This window comes from Flavobacterium sp. (assembly GCF_043779715.1).
Classification (GTDB): domain Bacteria; phylum Bacteroidota; class Bacteroidia; order Flavobacteriales; family Flavobacteriaceae; genus Flavobacterium.
On sequence record NZ_JAYWDT010000270.1, the window covers coordinates 1 to 20,244 of the forward strand.

Consider the following 20,244-nt stretch of genomic DNA (forward strand, 5'->3'; position numbering starts at 1 on the left):
AGATTTGCACCAACACCAAATCCCATATCGCTGTCATAATGCGTTCTAGCACTTAAATTTCTTTTGATAATATACCGTAAACCTGCCATATATTCTTTATCAGTATTCCACATCAAATCCATTCTTATTCTTTTAGAAACTGGAATATCCATTCTTTCAAATTGTAATCTGAAATTTCCATCGGTAAATACTTCGGCTTGTGCTATTATGAGCATTGGCATAGTATAATTGATCCCAACACTAAAAACCGAACGAACATCTTTGGTGCTTCCTTGTCCGAAAAGGTTTTTTTCTTTTTCACCTACATTCATTTTTCTGTATCTCCAATCGAAACCAACAAACGGCATTATCCATTGCATTTTGCCGATATATCTTCCAATATGGGTTTCGGTTTCGTAACCGTGTATATCATTATAACCCAATCGCCATTCGGTACCGATACTCCACCGTGTGTTGCTAAACATTGCCATACCATCATTACCATTGGATGCAAAATCGTTTTCTGCCATAAAATGAAATTTTCTATCGTCGGCAAAAAGTTTGCGCTGTGCTAGTTTTGGATTTGGAATTAATGGGTTTGGCGCTTGGTTTTCGTAGGTAAAAACTCTACCCATTCCGCTCATCATATGGTACAAGATGTGACAATGAAAAAACCAATCACCATCTACATTGGCGTTGAATTCTAAAACATCGGTTTCCATTGGCATCAAATCAATAATGTTTTTTAAGGGAGAATAATCGCCTTGACCATTTAAAATTCTGAAGTCATGACCGTGCAAGTGCATAGGATGGCGCATCATACTATTATTGTATAAAGTGATGCTTACATTTTCGCCTTTTTTAATGAGAATTTTGTCGGTTTCTGAAACTACTTTGTTGTCTAGACTCCAAACATAGCGGTTCATATTCCCTGTTAGTTCAAATTTTAACTCTCTTATTGGTGCATCTTTTGGGAGTGTAGTTTTGGTTGGCGATTTTAACATGGCATAATTTAGCGTTACAATATCCGAAAGCTTGTTGCTGTTGTAATCGTCTTCGGTCATTTTCATATCGCCCATTTTATCGCTTTTGTTTTTTGCTTCACCTGTAATTTCTGGGTACATTACTACATTCATATCCATTTGATTGTAGGACATTTGCATTCCCATATCGTCTAAATCCCCGTTCATTTTCATCATATCATTCATCATTTTCATACCTTCAAAATATTTTAATTTTGGTAGAGTAGAAGTAAGTTGTTTGATGCCATCTCCTATATATAATGATGCGGATTTTGTGCGATCTTCAGAAGTCACCAAAAATTCGTAGGCGGTTTTGTCGGCTGGAATAGTTACAATTATATCGTAAGTTTCGGAAACGGCAACGATTAATCTATCTACTTCTACAGGTTCTACATCGTTTCCATCATTTGCAACAACAGTGATTTTTCCGCCTGCATAATTTAGCCAAAAGTAGGTTGATGCACCACCGTTTGAAATTCGTAAGCGTACTTTGTCGCCAGCTTTGAATTGAGATAATTGGCTTTCGTTTTTACCGTTGATTAAAAATTTATTGTAATAGACATCGCTCACGTCCATTGCGTTCATTCGTTTCCATTCGTTGGTTACTTTGGTTTTGAAATGTCCCTGTTGGATTCCTTCGGCATAACTTTGGGTTGTGCCTTTTTGAATGGCGAACCAATCGGTTGCGTTGTGCAACATTCGGTGAATATTATTAGGATTTACATCTGTCCATTCGCTTAAAACTATTGGAATACTTGGCAAATCGTCAATTCCTTTTCTGAAAGTTGGGTCGTTTGGTTTTTTGAGCATTACAAAATTTCCGTACATTCCGATTTGTTCTTGCAGACCCGAATGGCTGTGATACCAATGCGTTCCGTGTTGAATAATTGGAAAAGTATATTTGTGAGTTGTGTTGGGTTCGATTGGCATTTGGGTTAAATTGGGAACTCCATCTTCTTTATTTGGCAAAAATAATCCGTGCCAATGCAATGATGTACTTTCTTTTAACTCGTTGTGTACATAAATTTCGGCAATGTCGCCTTCAGTAAATGTTAATGTTGGCATTGGGATTTGTCCGTTTACTGCAATGGCACGCTTTGGTTTGTCGCCAAAAGTCACGATTGTATCACGTACGTATAAATCGTAACGAATAATTTTTTGAGCGAAAATAGATTGAGATAGCAACAATAGGATTATTGCCGTAGGCAATAATGATATGTTTTTTATTTTTTTCATTTTTGTTTTTTCTTAAATCATTATAAATAACATAATTCCGCTCATTCCAATCATCAGAGCGTCCTCGATAATGGTTACTGTACTCATTGGCAAATTAAAAACTGCACCCAGACAAGCGCATTGTATTTTCTTTTTGTTTAATACCGATTGCAAAACTCCAATAATACTAATACTCATTACAATAACTGTTATTAAGTTTGTTACTATTGGATTGAAATTGATTAAAAAAGCAATTCCTAAACCTAACTCTATAAACACATATAGGTAAGCCCAAATGGGAATTTGCTTTGCCAAAACATCATACATTACATAACTTTCGGCAAAACCTTTGAGATTTAATAATTTAAAAAAAGAGAAAATAAGAAAGAAACCTGACATAAAATGTCTCATTGCTTGCATAAAATCGAATTTTGTATTTTGTGTTTGCACCAATGTGGTAACTAATAGAATGTAGAAAAATATTAGTAAAATGGGTTTGTAGGTTTCAAACCACGATTTTGTTTGTTCTGCAATTTCGTTATGATTGATTGCTGATATTTGGTATTTTGGTTCTAAAACTTTTTGCAAATTGGATAATGCAATATGTTTGTCCATTGTAATTGTCGTAGTTTCTGTGTCTTTAGAAACGGTAATATTTGTAACGTTCTCTAATGTTAGTAAAGCCGATTTTACTTTTGCTTCACAACTCGAACAAGTCATTCCCGTTAATTTATAGGTATGTGTCATTTTATACTATTTTAAAAAAAGACAAAGCCATAAATGGCTTTGTCTTTAGATCTGTTCTGTTTTATTTTGCTTGTTCAACAACTAATTCTGTTAAAGGCATTCCGCATTTTGAACATTTACTATTTAGTTTGCCTTGCACTTCTGGATGCATAGGACAAGAATATACTTTGTCGACCACTTTTTTATCAGTTGTTTTTTCTGTTAATTCCATACCGCATTTAGAACATTTATCTCCTTTCATTCCCATTATTTCTGGGTGCATTGAACAAGCGTGTGTTTTCATTTCGGTATTTCCATTCATCATTTCTGAACCATCGTTCATCATATGCGTGTCGGTTGTTCCTTTTTCTGCAACTTTTTTATTACACGAAATAGTTACTAAAGCCAAAATTAAAATTGCTAAAATTATATTTTTCATTTTTTCTGATTTTTAAAAACAGTAATAAATGCTTTTTGATAAGTATTTAGTATTGAATTGATTACTTTTTACATTTTGCAGGCTTCTGCACATTTTTTACACGCTTCTTCACATTTTTTGCAACATTCCATGTCGTGTTTGTTACATTCGTTGGCGCAATCATCACAACATTGTACGCATAATACACAAAGTGCATCGGCAAATTTTGAACCTCGCGCACATAATCTCGCACAAAGTACACATATGTCGGCACAATCACGACACAATTTTACACACTCTTCGTGTCCTTCCATTGTTAAACATTCTGTTGAACATTTTTCACATTCGACCATACAAGCCAAACAAACCTCGATACTTACTTGAACATTTTTCATTTTATGAATTTATTAATCGTAGATTAATTTCTACACGTAATAATACAATACACTTATATTTAGAATGTTACAGGTTTAATTATTTAAATTATTTAATTCACACAAAAAATTATTTAATAGTTTCTGTCACTTTACCACAACTCAACATCATTGAACCATAGTAAGGATTTTTAACCGCCTTTTCTTTACTCAACCAATTGGCCCCTTTTCCGTCATTTGCCATTGGGCAATATTGATAATAGGTTGGTGTTTCTTGTTTAGAAGTTTTGATTAAATCATAGATGTTTTTTGAAAGTGTATCAAAATGGTCTCTTTGGTGTTTTGTATCTTTAGTATTTGCGATATGTTCAGTGTCTTCTTTTATGTTTTTTAAAACTTTCATCCAAACGGTGTGTTCGTCTGTATTTAGTGTTTCCATTTTGACTGCATTTATTGCAGAAAGTAAGGCAGTTGCTTTTGTAGATACTGCGCTTCCGTCTGTTTTTACCAAGGCATCTTTTATAGCAAAATAATTATCGAAAACCGCTTTTAATTGATTCTCTTTTTGAACTTCAACTTTATCTCCGCTCGATTCGGCTTCGCCTCGGGTTGGCGTTTCGGTATGATTTGCGTGATTGCTATGGTCCTCAGTAACAACTTCTGTTTTAGGTTCTGTACTAACAGGAACTTTTGCTACTCTGTCGTATTGACAACAACCTGGCAGTTTTGAATATTCGTTATCTGGTGCAAGAAATTTGTCGCTGTCGTAACCACTTAATGCAATGCGTTTTAAAATTGCATCTTGATTTGTTTTTTTTGCATCGTAAGTTATAGTTGCCATTTTTGTATCTACATTCCAATCTACTTTGACCATCTCTTTTAGATTCCCTGCCTTTTCAATTGCTTTTTCGCACATATCACAGTTGCCATAAATTTTAACTGTTTCTGTTTTTGCGTTTTTAATTTGTGCTTCACACGCTGTGAATGATAACAATACGGTTATTGCTACCAATACTTTTGATATTGATTTGTTCATAATTTTTAGTTTTTTGAAAGGAATTCACGAACTCCGTTTCTTTATGATAAAATTTTATTTTTTTTGTAAATAAATGATTTCGAAAACAAAGTGTTTGTTTTCGACAAGACAGTTTTATGGCTGTCAAAATTTTGAATTATTTTATTTTAGGCGGAAGCCACACGGAAGTAAAACCTGAAGAAATAAAGGTTTCTGAATGATAAAATTTCGATTTTTCGGAAGAAAAATCAAAACTATTATTTTTAAATTCGATTTCGTTGAATGAAATTATACTAAAATTTACTATTGAAGTTGTGCAGTTTGAGTGTCCACATTTTCCTCCACAACCTTTGTCTTTGTCTTTTGAGTGTTTGTTATTGCAACAGTCCTTTTTTTTAGTTTCTTTAGCAATTTCTTTTTTGCAACATGTTTTTTCGGTTTTAGTTCCACACGCATAACTCAAAGTTGGCGACAAAAAGAAGCCAAGCGTTAGAATTATTATGTGTAACCGTTTTTTCATTAGGTAAATATAAGAAATGTTTTTGTTTTTTATATGTCATTGTTTTATACTAATCACATAATCATTTTAAAAATGGACAACTAGCCTCTTTGTGTATTCCCAAAAATAAAAAATAAAATCCAGTTTAGTCTTACTAGAAGTGAAATCCTCGCCATTATTCTTGGCGAGATTGTAACGACAAAAGGAATATAGTATGCTAGTAAGCCCGAACAATTGCTTCGCGAGTTCGCTATCGCTCGTCTCGCTGCTAGTCTTCCTTAAACCAACTCGAGTACATCACATAATTATTAGAAATACGTTCAATTTCGCCCGCAAAATCACTTTGGTCAATGTCTTTTACTTTCTTGGCAGGAATTCCTGCATAAATAGCTCCAGATTCAACCACCGTATTTTGAGTAACTACCGAGCCAGCTCCAATAATTGAATTGCTTTCTATAATACAATTATCCATAACAATAGCGCCCATTCCTATTAATACGTTGTCGTGAATAGTACATCCGTGAACAATGGCATTATGTCCTATAGAAACATTGTTTCCAATAATCGTTGGATGCTTCTGATAGGTACAATGTATAACTGCACCATCTTGAATATTTACTTTGTTTCCAATAGTAATAAAATTAACATCTCCACGAATTACAGCGTTAAACCAAACACTACAAGATGAACCAAAAGTAACATCGCCAACTATTGTCGCATTTTCGGCAACAAAACAATCTTCTGGAATTTGTGGATATTTTCCGTTTACTTCTTTAATAACCATATTTATACAAAAAAAATAGTCCCGAAATAATCGGGACAAGTTTTATAATTAATTAATTGCTGGACAATTACAATCGTATCTTTCTTTTTTACAACCAAAATCAAATCCTAAAGTAATTTGATGGTAACCTCCTGTGTCATACTTAACTTTTCCTGTAACATTAGAATAAGTATAAGCAAACATAAATTTCTTGTAATTTACACCAACAATTGGCGTAATGTATTGCAAATATTGATTTTTCAATTCTGTACCATCTACATATTGAGAACCATCAAAACTTCTTCTGTATGATAAAGCACCCCAAATTTTACCAAAATCGACCGCTTTATAAACTTTAAGATTTACATCAAGCGCTTTTTCCTTAGTTCTATCTGTTAATTGAAATAATACTGAAGGCTCCCAAAGTAATTTTCTTGAATTACCAAAAGTATAACCCGCACTTAAAAGATATTTTCTTAAATTATCAGATTCAAATTCAGTATAAATACCTCTACTCTGAAAAAGTGCATTCTTAACAGTTGCATGCACATAAAAATCTAATAAATTATAGGATGCTCCAAAATCGACATTAAGGTAAGATGCTTTTTGAAGAACTCCTGCAATAATAGGATCAAAATCATTCAAATCGAAACTAGTCTCATCTAACTGATTTTGTACCAATCCTGCACTTAATCCAAATGACAATTGGTTCAAATCGACTGCACTTCTAGAAAACATAATGTGATGTGCATAGGTTATTTTACCTCCTTTTTGTGAGTGATACCCATTATTATCATTAAAAAGGATTACTCCAATACCAGATTTTCCGCTTTCCCCAAGAGAACCATTATAACTTAAAGTTTGTAATGATGGCGCATCGCTACTTCCAAACCACTGTTTACGAGCCGTTAGCCTTACTTTATTACAACTAGAAGCTCCGGCCATCGATGGATGCAATAAATAATAATTATCTGATAAATAATCCGAGTAAACAGCGATACCTTCTTGGGAGAAAGCAAATTGAGTTGAAATAAAAGCTAATGCTAATACTATTTTTTTGAAATTCATTTTTTATTATCTTTTTAGTGCGAAATGGACACGAATTACTTTTAGTAAAACTAAAGGCAAGCCAATAAATTTTTCTAAACGTTCAAAGATATAATTTTTTGCGAAAGTTTTTCTACTTATGCAATATTTTTGCATCGATAGATACATAAATTAACAGTTTATCAAAAGTTAAATTAATCATTAATTAAAAAAGTAATTTATTATAAACCAATTAGGTTTCTTAATTTTGCATAAAATAAAAACACAATAAAATATTTATGATAATAAATCACGAACACAAATAAAGATTCCTTCATAAATATACCATATTCCAATAAAAATAAATATCTATACATGAAACTTATCACCATAAAAGACACGAACAATCCGAATATTCAAAAATTCGAATTTTCTTATTTCATAACACCAAACCAAAGTTACGAATACAAAAACATAGACGAAGCTGGCGAATCCCCACTTGCACAACAATTATTTTATTTACCATTTGTAAAAACAGTTTATATCTCAGGGAATTTTGTGGCTATCGAAAAGTACAATATTGTTGAATGGGAAGATGTAAAACACGCTGTTGCAGAACAAATGGAAGCTTTTGTAAGCAATGGTGGCGAAGTCGTAAAACAAACCGAAACTCCAAAAAAATCTCCCGTAACAGTTTATGCCGAAAGTACACCAAATCCCTCGGTAATGAAGTTTGTAGCTAGCAAAAAACTAACAAAAACAATTGTTGAATGCAAAAATATAGATGAAACTTACGCTTCACCTTTAGCCAAAGAGTTATTTAATTTTCCTTTTGTAAAAGAAATTTTTATCGATGAAAATTATATTTCGGTAACTAAATATGCCGTGGCAGAATGGCAACAAATCACTACAGAAGTTCGTAGTTTTATCAAAGAATTTATCGAAAACGGAAATATTGCGGTCGACGAAACCAAAATCGTAGCAACCAAACACGAGGAAAAACAACAAATTACAAACTTTGACAATCTTGATGTTACCTCACAAAAAATCATCAATATTATCGAAGAATATATCCGTCCAGCCGTTGCTGCCGATGGCGGAAATATTCTTTTCGATTCTTATTGCGAAGATACAAAACAAGTAAAAGTTATTTTGCAAGGCGCTTGTAGCGGTTGTCCTTCATCAACATTTACCCTAAAAAACGGAATAGAAAGCATGCTAAAAGACATGCTAAACGAACCTGAATTAAAAGTTGAAGCACTTAATGCGTAGCATAAAAAATCCAAAATTGAGACTAAAAATCACATTCGAACTAAAATAAATCCTCATTAAATCATAAATTAGCGTTTCAATATTTGAAACGCTTTTTTTTTGAAGCTATCTCCTGCTGTACGCTATATCTTTTCCTTTCTAAAGAAGCAAGAAAAAGGTAATTACGAGAGTAATTCGACAATCAGGGCTAAACCAATCATTATGAATCAGCTAAATTTAGAAACCAGTCCATATTTGTTACAACACGCCAACAATCCAATACATTGGCAAGCTTGGTCAGAAAAAACATTGGCAACAGCCCAAAAAGAAAACAAACTCCTCATTATAAGTATCGGATATTCCGCTTGCCACTGGTGTCACGTGATGGAACACGAAAGTTTCGAAAACGAAGAAGTCGCATCAGTAATGAATCCAAACTTTATTTCTATAAAAGTAGATCGAGAAGAACGCCCAGATGTAGATGCAATATATATGAAAGCCGTTCAAATGATGACCAATCGTGGCGGCTGGCCACTAAATGTCGTTTGCCTTCCCGACGGACGACCAGTTTGGGGTGGCACTTATTTCGGGAGAGAAGAATGGACAAATACCTTACAACAATTGCACGAAATGTACATTTCATCGCCTGAAAAAATCATCGAATATGCAGAGAAACTACACCAAGGCATTCAGATTTTAGGTATTATAGAACATAACACTTCTCAGGAACAAAATCACACCAATAATATAAAACCATTAGTCGAAAAATGGTCTAAAAGTTTCGATTGGGAATATGGTGGCTACGCTCGTGCTCCTAAATTTATGATGCCAAACAATTATTTGTTCTTGCAACGTTATGGTTTTCAAACTAAATCCCAAGATTTACTCAACTTTGTCGATTTAACGCTAACTAAAATGGCTCACGGCGGGCTTTTTGACACTATTGATGGTGGGTTTTCACGTTATTCGGTCGATATGCGCTGGCATGTTCCGCATTTCGAAAAGATGTTATATGACAACGGGCAACTCATTTCTTTATACGCGCAAGCCTACAAAAGAACCAAAAATCCGCTGTACAAAGAAGTCATCGAAAAAACGTTAACTTTCGTAGAAAGGGAATTTTTAAATTCAGATAATGGTTTCTTTTCGGCACTCGATGCCGATAGTTTAAACCAAAATAACAAACTCGAAGAAGGTACTTTTTATGTTTGGACAAAAGACCAGTTACAAGAAATTTTGCAAAATGATTTCGAAGTTTTCAGCCATTTATACAATGTAAATGATTTTGGTTTTTGGGAACACGACAATTATGTTTTAATACAAAGTCAAACTTTAGAAAGTGTAGCTTCACAATTTGGCTTTACAGAAAACGAATTACAAAATAAAAAGAAAAACTGGGAACAATTACTTTTTACCGAAAGAGAAAATCGAGCAAAACCTAGACTCGACGACAAATCGCTCACTTCCTGGAACGCCATTATGCTAAAGGGATATGTTGATGCTTACAATGCTTTAGGAAATGAAAACTATTTGGCTATTGCCAAGAAAAACGCAAAATTTATTGTAGATAAACAATGGTCTACGGAAGGGTTTTTATATCATTCATACAAAAATAACAAAAGTACTATTGAAGGTTTTCTAGAAGATTACGCCTTTACAGTTGATGCATTTATTAGTTTATACCAAACTACTTTAGAAGAAAAATATTTGCATCAAGCCAAACAACTGACTGATTATTGTTTTGATAATTTTTATGACGAAAAACAACAATTTTTTGCTTTCAATTCTAGGAATTCGGCACAACTTATTGCGCAGCATTTCGAAACCGAAGACAATGTTATGCCAGCTTCAAACTCAGTTATGGCTAATAATTTATACGTCTTGAGTATTTTATTTAGCAATAATTATTATGAGAAAATAGCATTACAAATGTTGCATCATATGATTCCGAATATCGATTATGCATCGGCTTATTCGAACTGGTTAAATTTATGGATGAATTTGTCTGAAGACAATAAAGAACTGGCGATTTGCGGTGAAAACGCATTGGTAAACAGTCAAAAAATAAATGCCAAATATTTACCCCATATTATTATTGCTGGAACAACAAAAAATTCAGAATTACCATTTTTAGAAAATCGATATATCGAAAATGAGAACCTATTTTATGTTTGTCAAAACAAAACTTGTTTGATGCCAAAAACTACAATCGAAGAAATATTTAACAATTTAGAAATATAATTTAAACAAAATTATGTAGTTTTACATGAATAACTTAAAAATTTAAACAAAATGGGAGTAGCCAGTTTTTTTAAGAACATATTTGGTTCAAAAAAAGTAGACGAAGTAATTGACCAAGCAGGAGATTTCGCTGATGATGCAATTGCAAAAGCAAAAGAAAGTGCAGCACCACTAATTGACAAAGTAGAAGATTTTGCAGAACAAGCAAAAGCAAAAGCAACAGAATATGTTCCTCAAGCCGAAGAAGCAATTGAGAAAGTTGTTGATTCTATTAAAGAAAAAACTAGTGATTTGATTGATAAAGCTGAAGTAATAGCGCATGATACAGTAGAAACTGTGAAGAAAAAAGCTAATAATTTTACTTCAGAAAGTTCAGAAAAAGCAGCAGACGAAATGGCCGACTAATTATTTTGACGATACAGTCATCATAAAATCTTTTAGATAAAAAGGTTCAAAATAAGCGACATCAACGGTGTCGTTTTTTTTGTATTTATCATAAGCCATTTTGCACATTTCATTTGCTGACGGAAATTCTATTTCGTCATGGTAAACAAATCTTATATTGGTTAAAACATCTTTGCATTTAGTAGCACCATCTCCTACAAAATGAATTATCTCGGTTATTTCTGAAAAAGAATTCTCATCGATAATTTCGGCTTTTACTTCCCGTTTTTTTTCGTATTTAGTATCAAAAATTGCCGTATAACATTCCATTCTTCTGGCATCAATCATGGGAATAATTATTCCACTTTCGACAGTCAGTTTTCGAGTCAAAACTTCTAAAGTATCTATAGCAATAAGTGGAATATCTAACGAATAACACAATCCTTTTGCTGCCGAAACACCTATGCGCAAACCCGTATAAGAACCTGGCCCTTGACTTACCGCAATGGCAGACAAGTCCTTGAAAGCAATCTTGTTTTCTTTTAGAATTTCATCAATAAAAACATGCAATTTCTCTGCGTGAGAATAACCAGCTTCGGCAATTTCTTTACAAGCAATAACATTTCCGTTTTGCGATAAAGCAACGGAACAGTTTCTTGTAGCGGTTTCTATATTTAATATGTATGTCATTTTTTGAACGATAAAGTCTAAGACAGCAAAATTACAAAGTTTAAAGTAAAAATGTAAAAAAAGCTCCATTGTAGGAGCTTTTTTTTATTAACTGTCTTTACTGTCTTTTTCTTTTTTCTTTTCGGCAGCAATTTGCTCTTTGGTTTTTACATAAACCGCATCGTCAGGATTTAGCTCTTTGGTAACTGTTGTATAAGGTCCGGTTACAATAGTTTCGCCTTTTCTTAGACCCGAAAGCACTTCTATATAAGTGTCATCTTGAATTCCCGTAGTTACGACACGAAGCTTTACTTTATCTCCCGCTTTTACAAAAACACACTCGTATCTTTTTTCGTTTTTTACTTCTGGTGCTTCTTCTGAATTGTCTGAGTTTTCGTCGTCAACAATAAATTCTTTTCGTGAAGAAGTCGTATCGGTTCTCATAACAACAGCACTAATTGGAACTGCAACGACATTTTCTTTACGAGTTGTAATAATATCGACAGTTGCTGTCATACCTGGACGAAAAGGCGAAAAACTAGTTGATTTTCCAACCATTAAATCTTGATATGATTCTTTAAGGATTCTAACTTTTACTTTAAAATTAGTTACTTGATCGGCAGTCATAGTTGTACTGGCAGAGTTAGAGATGCTAGTTACAATTCCTTTAAATTCTTTTTTCAAATAAGCATCTACTTCAACTTTCGCAACATCTCCAATAGAAATTTTTACAATATCATTTTCATTTACATCAACTTCGACTTCCATGTTATTTAGGTCGGCAACACGCATCATTTCTGTACCCGTCATTTGTTGTGTTCCTAAAACACGCTCACCTAATTCCACATCAAGCTTAGAAATCGTTCCGTCAACTGGCGCGTAAATTGCTGTTTTTCCTAAATTTTCTCTCGACTCATTTACTGTTGCCGAGGCACTTTGCACATTATAATACGCTGCTTGCTTTGATGCCTGAGCACCTTCATAACTAGCCACCGATTTGTCCCACTCAGCTCTAGAAATTATGCCTTTATCATATAATTTTTTGCTTCTTTCATAACTTGCTTTTGCTTCTTTAAACTGAGCATCGGTTTGACTTAATCCAGCTTTAGTATTAGACAAACCAGCTTGTGAACGATTCAATCCTTGTGTATATAATTTTGGATTTACTCTTACTAATAAATCTCCTTTTTTTACAATTTGTCCTTCTTTTATAGGAAGCGCAATAATTTCTCCCGAAACTTCCGATGAAATTTTCACTTCAATTTCTGGCTGAATTTTTCCGGTTCCAGAAACGGTTTCAGTTACAGTTCGTTGTGCTATTGTCGCAATTTCTACTTCTTTACCTTTATTATTGTCGCCTATAACTCCTGATTTTTTAAGATATATTGCACCTATAGCTGCGGCAACAACTAATCCTAATAAAATATATTTTGTTTTTTTTGTCATGATAACTTATTGTTTTTTAATAATTGGAATTCCGAAGTAAAATTCTAAAATTTTAGTTCTAAAAATATAATCGTATTTGGTTCTTAAAACATCTGATTGCGCATTTACAAATAAAGTTTGTGCCTGATTGAAATCGAAAACATTCATGAGTCCTACTTCATATCTTTCTTTTGCATAATTGAATGCCTGTTGTCTCGCTTCTAACGTTGAAACGGCTGCTTCATGCGTTTTTTGTGCACCTTTTGTATCGGTATAAGCGGTAAAAACTGTTCTTTCTAAATCTAATTCTTGTTGCTGCAATGTTATTTTCGAACGATCTAGTGCAATTTTAGAACGAGACACATTATTTCTTGCTGAAAATCCGTTAAAGATGGGAACGTTTAAATTTAATCCAAAACTTTGTCCTTTATTATCGCTAAACTGATTAAAAACTGCATCTGGCTTACCTAAAACGGTAGAGAAATTAGGTTGCAAAACAGCTTGATTTGTACCATCTACATATCCAATTATTGATGTCGGATTACTAGTATTTGGCTCAAATCCAACAACTCTATTCGAATATCCTGCACGTGTACTAAAACTATAAAAACCTTGTAATGTTGGTTGGTAAGCACCACGAGCAATTTTGACATCTTTTTCAGCAATTTGCACATTCGTTTGGGCAATTTTCAAATCGGTTCTGATTTCTTTTGCTTTATCTAAAATTACTTTTGGGTCTTGCATTAAAATGGTACTCTCTTGAACAGGGATTTCAGCATCGGCAATATCAAATTCTTGAAAATTATCTATTTGTAACAGCTGTGCTAAACTTAATTTAGCTAAAAACAAGGCGTTTTCGGCAGCAATCAATCGCTGATTATCCGAAGCCACAGTCGCTTTCACATCAAGTAAATCTCCTCGAGGCGTCACTCCAGCCTCTACAAGTTCGTTAGTTCTTTCTAATTGTTTATTGTCGTAAGCCAATTGTTCCTGTTGCACTTTTAGATTTTCTTTACTAAAAAGTATTTGCAAATAAGCATTTACAACATTTAATGAAACATCTTCTTGCATTTTTGTTAGCTGATATTGAGATGCAATTCTACTAAGATTTGCTTTTCGCAACTGATTTTGATTTTGCAAACCTTTATAAATATCTATCCCAACATTTAATCCTGCTGAAGTAAATTGTGTCGTTTGGTTTTCTAACAAACCTGTGGTAATATTCTGATTTAAACCAATATTCCATGAATGAGAACCTTGCGCATTTACCGAAGGTAGAAATCTTCCAATCGCATCTTTTTTAGAAATATCAGATAATTCTTTGTCTAAAGTAGATTGTTTTATCGAAATATTATGCTCGACTGCATAAGTTACACATTCTTCGAGCGTCCATTTTTTGGCTTGACCAAAAGAAATAAATGAACAGAATATTGTTGTAATTATTAAAAATGAGTATTTTATATTTTGCATTTTATATAACATGGAAGTTTTATGTTTAGCGAATTTAACCTTTTCTAAATTAAATTTACAATAAGACTCTTCCTTTAACAATTTGTTACAATTAATGCATGAAAAATTTTAAAAAATAATTTTACATTTGCTCAAATTCTTTTTTTGATGAAAAACATTTTGCGAATTATTGGATTATTTACACTGGCAATTTTTTACACCAGTTGTTCGTCAACTCAAAAAATAGAACTCATGAAACCCGAACCAGACGAAGCGACGCCTATAACTTATCCCGTAACTTCTTCTTACATTAGTTTTCCGGTAACATTGACATTAAAAGATATTGAAAATCAAACCAATAAAGCTTTGATTGGATTAATTTATGATGACCATAATATTGATGATGATAAAACCGAAATGAAAATCTGGAAGAATGCTCCAATATTAATTTCGGAAGAAAACAACAAACTAAAAACAATTGTTCCACTAAAAATTTGGGCAAAAGTCAGATACGGAACATCGGCATTAGGTCTTAGTTTATATGATACTCGCGAATTAAACCTAAACGGAACTGTTACTTTTTTGAGTGATGTAAAAATGAGCAATTGGAAAATTACTACAACAACCGAACTACAAGATTTTGAATGGCAAGAAAGCCCAACGATTTTAATTGCAGGAAAAGAAATTCCTATTACCTATTTAGTAAATCCAACGATTCGAATTTTTAGAAATAAAATTGAAAAAACTATTGATGAATCGTTAGAAAAATCACTTGATTTTAAATCTAATATTCTCGAAATGATGCAAAAAGCAAGCGAACCATTCGAGATGAGTCCAACGTATCAGACTTGGCTAAAAGTAACACCACAAGAAATATATGCTACTGAAGCTACTTTACAAAAAAATGCGGTTTCAATGACTGTTGGTCTTAAGTGCTTGATGGAATCCTATATAGGACAAAAGCCAAAACCTAATTTTGCCAAAGAAAAAATGGTGCTAAAACCCATCGCCAATTTGCCCGAAAAAGTAGTGGCAAATATCGCCGCTGTTTCTACATATCAAGATGCTTCGAGAGTAATGACAGCCAATTTTAAAGGAAAAGAGTTTGGCTCAGGGAAACGAAAAGTAACGATACAAAATGTAGAAATCTGGCACAAACAAGGCAAAATGGTTATTGCATTAGACATGCTTGGAAGCCTTAACGGGCGCATTTATTTATCTGGTTTCCCGCAATATAATGCGGAAACTAAAGAATTATTTTTTGATGATTTAGATTATGCCTTAGATACCAAAAGCAAACTCATGAAAACTGCTAACTGGTTTGCACAAGGTTTAGTATTAAACAAAATAAGAGAAAATTGTCGTTACTCGATACAACCAAATTTAGAAGAAGGAAAACAAAATATTCTAAAATATTTGAATAATTATTCGCCTATGACTGGCGTTTTTGTAAACGGAAAACTAAACGATATTGTTTTCGAAAAAGTACAACTCACTAATAATTCTATCGTTGCTTTTTTGAATATTACAGGAAATGTGAAAGTAAATATAAATGGAATGTAATTACTTTTTCTTATTATACATTCTGTAAACTGCAAAGGCAATAAGTGCTACAAGAACATACGGAATAATCATTAAGTATATAATCCCATCATTTACAGCTTCTGCTTGCGATACGTTTCCTGAGCTTTCTAACGAAGCACGACACATGGCGCATTGCGCGTTTGAGACAAAAGGCAAAAGGCAAAAGGCAAAAGGTAATAGAAAAAATATTTTTCGCCCTGAACTTTCAACTTTCGACTTTCGATTTTCGAATCTAATTAACATAATACGGAGAAATCATTAGATATACAATAACACCAGTAACAGCAACGTACAACCAAATAGGAAAAGTGATTTTTGCTATTTTCTTGTGTTTGTCAAATTTTTCGGCTAGAGCTCGAACATAAGTTACTAAGACCAAAGGGATAGTCACTATTGATAGTATAATGTGAGTAATTAATATAAAAAAGTAAACTGCTTTCAAAACACCCTCTCCGCCATATTTTGTAGCTTCCGATGTCATATGATACGCCACATACATTCCTAAAAACGCTACCGAAAGTGCAATAGCAGTTTTCATTAGATTCTCGTGTAATTTTCGTTTTCCGTTTTTGATAGAAATAACTGCCCAAACTAATACTATGGCAGTAATCCCATTAATTGTGGCATAAATAGGTGGCAAGAACGACAATGGTTTTACATCGAAACCTAAATCTCTTAGTTTTACTTTAAATAAAATAGCAACCACAAGTGGAATCGTAATTGACAATACAGTAATCCAAACATTGTACTTTTTTTCTGAAATCTTATTTTCCATTTTTATTCTGCTAATAATTTAGTAATATCTTGTTTTATTGCTGTTACTCCTTTTTCTTCCAGCCCATCGTAATAGATAATAGGATTTCCAAATTCGTCTTTTCGGCAACGAATATCTCCATTTTTATCTATTAATGCAAAAAAACCAGAATGTTCGAATCCTCCATTTACTTTTTTATTTTCTCCAGCAAATAGGTTAAAACCTTTGTTTGCAATTTCGAAAATTTTAGCTTTATCACCAGTAAGAAAATGCCAGTTTACTCCTTTTGCATTTATCATTTCGGCATGTTTTTTCAGTACTTCCGGCGTGTCATTTTCTGGATTTATGGTTATTGAAGCAATTCCGAAATTAGAATTTGAAGCAAATGCTTCTTGAACCAGTTTCATATTTCTATTCATAATTGGACAAATTGACGGACAAGTAGAAAAGAAAAATTCGACAACATACACTTTTCCTTTATAACTTTCATCAGAGATTGTTACTTTATCTTGGTTTGTTAATGAAAACTTCGGCGCTTTTCCAATAGTCATCAAATCACTTTTGGTCGATGCTGTAGTTCCTTCAATATTTAATCTATCTCCTTTTACAATGTCATCATTTTTTATTTTGTCTATAATTTTAGGAACAAAATAAATCCCAAAAACTAGAATAATAAAAGCAGTTCCTATATATGATTTGTTTTTCATTATTTATTTTTTAACGTGTAAACGAAAATCTTCTTGATTCTTATTCCTCTTCAAAGCCAATCGATATTCTCTGAGCATGATTTTTACATCGTCGGACATGTCGTTATGTAAATCGGCAGCAGAATTTGTGTTATAACTTTCTTTATATTCGTTTTTCCCTTCTTTGTTTTTTCCTTTTCGCCCGCGATGGTTTTTATCTTTATCTATAATAACAACCTTTGTTGTACTGCCATTTTCATTAAGATGATCATGTAATTTAAATGAATCATAGTAAGATTGAATCTCATTTGGTTTGGCAAAAACAAACTTCCAACCTGATAAGTTATCAGAGAATCTTGCAAGTTTTTCTAATAAATTTTTCACTTGTGGTTCAGAACCTTCTTGAGCTATCATTACCAACTGAAAATCATCAAAACCTTCGTATTTTCCGTATATTTTTTGGTTTAGATTAAATAGATTTTCTTCGTTTTTTAAAATATCATTTCCTACAAATCCCAAAACTGTAATTCTATTTTTTAGTAAAACTGGTTTACCATCAAGGCTTTTCCATTTTGGCAATTCCTTATTATTTCTAGAAATTGTTGGCAAAAAAAGCGAGTTGTGTGTTGCTGTTGCAAATATTAAATAAATTAAAACAGGAAGTATTAGAAGGATAATTAGAACTAATTTATTTCTCATGAGGGAAAGTATAATTTATTTGAGTACAAAAATAAAAAAAGCTCCTGTAATAGGAGCTTTTTTTTGAATTAATATGTTTTAAAAATTCCATTTTATGGTAGAATTTTTAAAAATCTCGAATATATAATCAGCTTCAACTAGCAAAATAAATACTAAATAAATAATTAAGAACACTAATGTTCCTACAACTGCCCAACGCAAAGACGCAGCTTCTCCTTCAAGGTGCATAAAAGCCCACATAATCCAGTATGCTTTATATACAGTTAAGATAATGAAAATCCAGTTTAACAATCCCATACTTAAAAAAGTATTAAATTGTAAAACGTCAGGCTTAACAATTCCTAAAATAACCTCAACTATTGTAATTATTGATAACAATCCGAAAACTTTCCAGATTCTTCCTACATTTGATACGTGTTCGTGTGACATAACAATATATTTTTCTTTTATTAAAAAACTAAACTAGGTAGAAGAATGTAAATACAAATACCCAAACTAAATCGACAAAGTGCCAATATAATCCTACTTTTTCTACCATTTCATAACTTTTTCTCTTATCGTAAGTTCCTAAAAGGATATTAAAAAAGATTAAAACGTTAATCATTACTCCAGAAAATACGTGAAAACCGTGAAAACCAGTAATAAAGAAAAAGAAATCGGCAAATAATTTTTGTCCGTATTCATTACGAACTAAATTTGCTCCTTCAACTACATATTGCGTTCCTTCGATTCTTTTTAGAGATTCTTCACGAGATAAAGTGATTTTTTTCTTTGTTTTCGGGTCGATAACTTCAGTACGAATTAGTACTTCTGGATGCGCTTTGAATCCTTCTACAACTTCTTCTACTGAATAAGTTGGTAAAGTTTCGTTACCGAAAAACCAAATTCCTTTACTTTTAGTATCTGCTACTCTTTCGCTAGGAATATCTGCTGCAAATTCACCAAGTGCAATTCTTTTCCCATCTTTATCTATAAATTGTAATATAGAACCACCTTTAGTTTCTACAGCACCATATTCTCCTTTGATGAAATTTTTCCATTCCCAAGCTTGTGAGCCTACGAATATAAAACCCCCTATAATGGTTAAAAACATATAAAGGATTACTTTATTTTTTTTCATTTGATGTCCAGCATCAACTGCTAAAACCATTGTTACCGATGAAAAAATCAGTACAAATGTCATAAATGCCACATAATACATAGGTGCTGAAACACCATGCATAAAAGGAAAGTGAGTAAAAACCTCATCGGCCAAAGGCCAAGTTTCGATAAATTTAAATCTTGAAAAACCGTATGCTGCCAAGAATCCTGAGAATGTTAGTGCATCGGAAACGATGAAAAACCACATCATCATTTTTCCGTAGCTTATGCCCATTGGCTCTTTTCCGCCTCCCCAAGTTTTGCCTTCAGCACTAGTAGTAACTGTCGTTGCCATAGAATTGTGTTTATAAAGTTGTCAAATTTACAATATTTTATTATTTTACGAAATATAAAAATAAAAACAAATATACCCAAAGAATATCTAAAAAATGCCAAAACATCGCACCAAGCTCTATACCAGTACTTTGAGTTGAATTGTATTTTTGTTTAAAATGATTATAAATTATAATTAATAGTGAAATTAATCCTGCTACGAGATGTGCAAGGTGCAAAATAGTTAAAACATACAAGAAAGAAGACGTAACCGTGCTCTCGCTACCTGTAAAAAAATAACCCATTTCGACTACTTGACTAAACCCTTTAAATTGAAAGAAAATAAACGCAATTCCTAAAACTAATGTTCCTAAAAGGAATAATGTTGTGCTTTTTCTGTCATCTCTTTGTATTGCTTTTTTGGCCAAATGTATCGTAATACTACTCAAAACTATAACAATAGTACTTATTGTAAATGCTGATGGCAAAACCATAGTGTGTATCCAATCTTTTCGAGAAGAACTTACCAAGTACGCGCTCGTTAATCCCGCAAACATCATAAACATACTAATCATAGCAAAAAGCAACAATAATTTGTATGATCTTGCTTTTCTTTCGTTATGCTCTTTAATAGTCATTCCTTCCATAATTA

General features: G+C 32.7%; 22 protein-coding genes. 4 read left to right on the plus strand and 18 right to left on the minus strand.

The features are described from left to right. The 8 genes from ACH2BG_RS12985 to ACH2BG_RS13020 form a co-directional block, all read right to left on the minus strand. Nucleotides 1-2,237, minus strand: a 2,237-nt coding sequence (locus tag ACH2BG_RS12985; RefSeq protein ID WP_395048118.1) for a multicopper oxidase family protein, incomplete at its 3' end; no start/stop codon positions are given. Between the two features lie 12 nt (nucleotides 2,238-2,249). Beyond that, nucleotides 2,250-2,963, minus strand: coding sequence for a heavy-metal-associated domain-containing protein (locus ACH2BG_RS12990; protein ID WP_395048119.1), 714 nt, complete (start codon nucleotides 2,961-2,963; stop codon nucleotides 2,250-2,252). Nucleotides 2,964-3,024: 61 nt separating this feature from the next. After that, nucleotides 3,025-3,381: a heavy metal-binding domain-containing protein gene (locus tag ACH2BG_RS12995; RefSeq protein ID WP_395048120.1), complete on the minus strand. Its 357-nt coding sequence runs from the start codon at nucleotides 3,379-3,381 to the stop codon at nucleotides 3,025-3,027. Nucleotides 3,382-3,449: 68 nt separating this feature from the next. Then, nucleotides 3,450-3,755, minus strand: a complete 306-nt coding sequence (locus ACH2BG_RS13000) for a four-helix bundle copper-binding protein (protein ID WP_395048121.1) — start codon at nucleotides 3,753-3,755, stop codon at nucleotides 3,450-3,452. A gap of 109 nt (nucleotides 3,756-3,864) precedes the next feature. Further along, nucleotides 3,865-4,770 (minus strand): DUF3347 domain-containing protein, encoded by a 906-nt coding sequence (locus ACH2BG_RS13005; RefSeq protein ID WP_395048122.1) that lies wholly within the window; start codon nucleotides 4,768-4,770, stop codon nucleotides 3,865-3,867. Between the two features lie 136 nt (nucleotides 4,771-4,906). Next, nucleotides 4,907-5,269 (minus strand): hypothetical protein, encoded by a 363-nt coding sequence (locus tag ACH2BG_RS13010; protein ID WP_395048123.1) that lies wholly within the window; start codon nucleotides 5,267-5,269, stop codon nucleotides 4,907-4,909. Between the two features lie 247 nt (nucleotides 5,270-5,516). Then, nucleotides 5,517-6,032 carry a gamma carbonic anhydrase family protein gene (locus ACH2BG_RS13015; RefSeq protein ID WP_395048124.1) on the minus strand — a complete coding sequence of 172 codons (516 nt, stop codon included), beginning with the start codon at nucleotides 6,030-6,032 and terminating at the stop codon, nucleotides 5,517-5,519. Between the two features lie 48 nt (nucleotides 6,033-6,080). After that, nucleotides 6,081-7,079, minus strand: coding sequence for a type IX secretion system membrane protein PorP/SprF (locus ACH2BG_RS13020; protein ID WP_395048125.1), 999 nt, complete (start codon nucleotides 7,077-7,079; stop codon nucleotides 6,081-6,083). A 333-nt stretch (nucleotides 7,080-7,412) separates the two neighbouring features. Between ACH2BG_RS13020 and ACH2BG_RS13025 the strand changes: the two genes are divergently transcribed. The 3 genes from ACH2BG_RS13025 (at nucleotide 7,413) to ACH2BG_RS13035 (ending at nucleotide 10,934) form a co-directional block, all read left to right on the plus strand. After that, entirely contained in the window at nucleotides 7,413-8,309 is an 897-nt protein-coding gene (locus tag ACH2BG_RS13025) for a NifU family protein (RefSeq protein ID WP_395048126.1), read from the plus strand. Nucleotides 8,310-8,510: 201 nt separating this feature from the next. Next, nucleotides 8,511-10,529, plus strand: a complete 2,019-nt coding sequence (locus ACH2BG_RS13030) for a thioredoxin domain-containing protein (RefSeq protein WP_395048127.1) — start codon at nucleotides 8,511-8,513, stop codon at nucleotides 10,527-10,529. A gap of 51 nt (nucleotides 10,530-10,580) precedes the next feature. After that, nucleotides 10,581-10,934, plus strand: coding sequence for a hypothetical protein (locus tag ACH2BG_RS13035; RefSeq protein WP_395048128.1), 354 nt, complete (start codon nucleotides 10,581-10,583; stop codon nucleotides 10,932-10,934). On the opposite strand, the gene tsaB is transcribed toward ACH2BG_RS13035, so the two are convergent. From tsaB to ACH2BG_RS13050, 3 genes are all read right to left on the minus strand, one after another. Then, on the minus strand, nucleotides 10,935-11,603 hold the full coding sequence (gene tsaB / locus ACH2BG_RS13040; RefSeq protein WP_395048129.1) for a tRNA (adenosine(37)-N6)-threonylcarbamoyltransferase complex dimerization subunit type 1 TsaB: 669 nt from the start codon (nucleotides 11,601-11,603) through the stop codon (nucleotides 10,935-10,937). Between the two features lie 87 nt (nucleotides 11,604-11,690). Beyond that, nucleotides 11,691-13,028 (minus strand): efflux RND transporter periplasmic adaptor subunit, encoded by a 1,338-nt coding sequence (locus ACH2BG_RS13045; RefSeq protein WP_395048130.1) that lies wholly within the window; start codon nucleotides 13,026-13,028, stop codon nucleotides 11,691-11,693. A gap of 6 nt (nucleotides 13,029-13,034) precedes the next feature. After that, nucleotides 13,035-14,477, minus strand: coding sequence for a TolC family protein (locus ACH2BG_RS13050; protein WP_395048131.1), 1,443 nt, complete (start codon nucleotides 14,475-14,477; stop codon nucleotides 13,035-13,037). Between the two features lie 147 nt (nucleotides 14,478-14,624). Between ACH2BG_RS13050 and ACH2BG_RS13055 the strand changes: the two genes are divergently transcribed. Beyond that, nucleotides 14,625-16,019: a DUF4403 family protein gene (locus ACH2BG_RS13055; protein WP_395048132.1), complete on the plus strand. Its 1,395-nt coding sequence runs from the start codon at nucleotides 14,625-14,627 to the stop codon at nucleotides 16,017-16,019. On the opposite strand, the gene ACH2BG_RS13060 is transcribed toward ACH2BG_RS13055, so the two are convergent. The 7 genes from ACH2BG_RS13060 to ACH2BG_RS13090 form a co-directional block, all read right to left on the minus strand. Continuing rightward, on the minus strand, nucleotides 16,020-16,283 hold the full coding sequence (locus tag ACH2BG_RS13060; protein ID WP_395048133.1) for a hypothetical protein: 264 nt from the start codon (nucleotides 16,281-16,283) through the stop codon (nucleotides 16,020-16,022). It lies immediately after the preceding gene. After that, nucleotides 16,273-16,815 carry a DUF420 domain-containing protein gene (locus ACH2BG_RS13065; RefSeq protein ID WP_395048135.1) on the minus strand — a complete coding sequence of 181 codons (543 nt, stop codon included), beginning with the start codon at nucleotides 16,813-16,815 and terminating at the stop codon, nucleotides 16,273-16,275. The genes ACH2BG_RS13060 and ACH2BG_RS13065 overlap by 11 nt, the downstream gene beginning before the upstream one ends. Before the next feature lie 2 nt (nucleotides 16,816-16,817). Further along, on the minus strand, nucleotides 16,818-17,501 hold the full coding sequence (locus ACH2BG_RS13070; RefSeq protein WP_395048136.1) for an SCO family protein: 684 nt from the start codon (nucleotides 17,499-17,501) through the stop codon (nucleotides 16,818-16,820). Nucleotides 17,502-17,504: 3 nt separating this feature from the next. Further along, nucleotides 17,505-18,179 (minus strand): hypothetical protein, encoded by a 675-nt coding sequence (locus tag ACH2BG_RS13075; RefSeq protein WP_395048137.1) that lies wholly within the window; start codon nucleotides 18,177-18,179, stop codon nucleotides 17,505-17,507. A gap of 78 nt (nucleotides 18,180-18,257) precedes the next feature. After that, nucleotides 18,258-18,608, minus strand: coding sequence for a cytochrome C oxidase subunit IV family protein (locus ACH2BG_RS13080; RefSeq protein WP_395048138.1), 351 nt, complete (start codon nucleotides 18,606-18,608; stop codon nucleotides 18,258-18,260). Between the two features lie 28 nt (nucleotides 18,609-18,636). Further along, nucleotides 18,637-19,614, minus strand: coding sequence for a cytochrome c oxidase subunit 3 (locus ACH2BG_RS13085; protein ID WP_395048139.1), 978 nt, complete (start codon nucleotides 19,612-19,614; stop codon nucleotides 18,637-18,639). Nucleotides 19,615-19,654: 40 nt separating this feature from the next. Further along, entirely contained in the window at nucleotides 19,655-20,239 is a 585-nt protein-coding gene (locus ACH2BG_RS13090; protein ID WP_395048140.1) for a heme-copper oxidase subunit III, read from the minus strand. Between the last annotated feature and the right edge of the window lie 5 nt (nucleotides 20,240-20,244).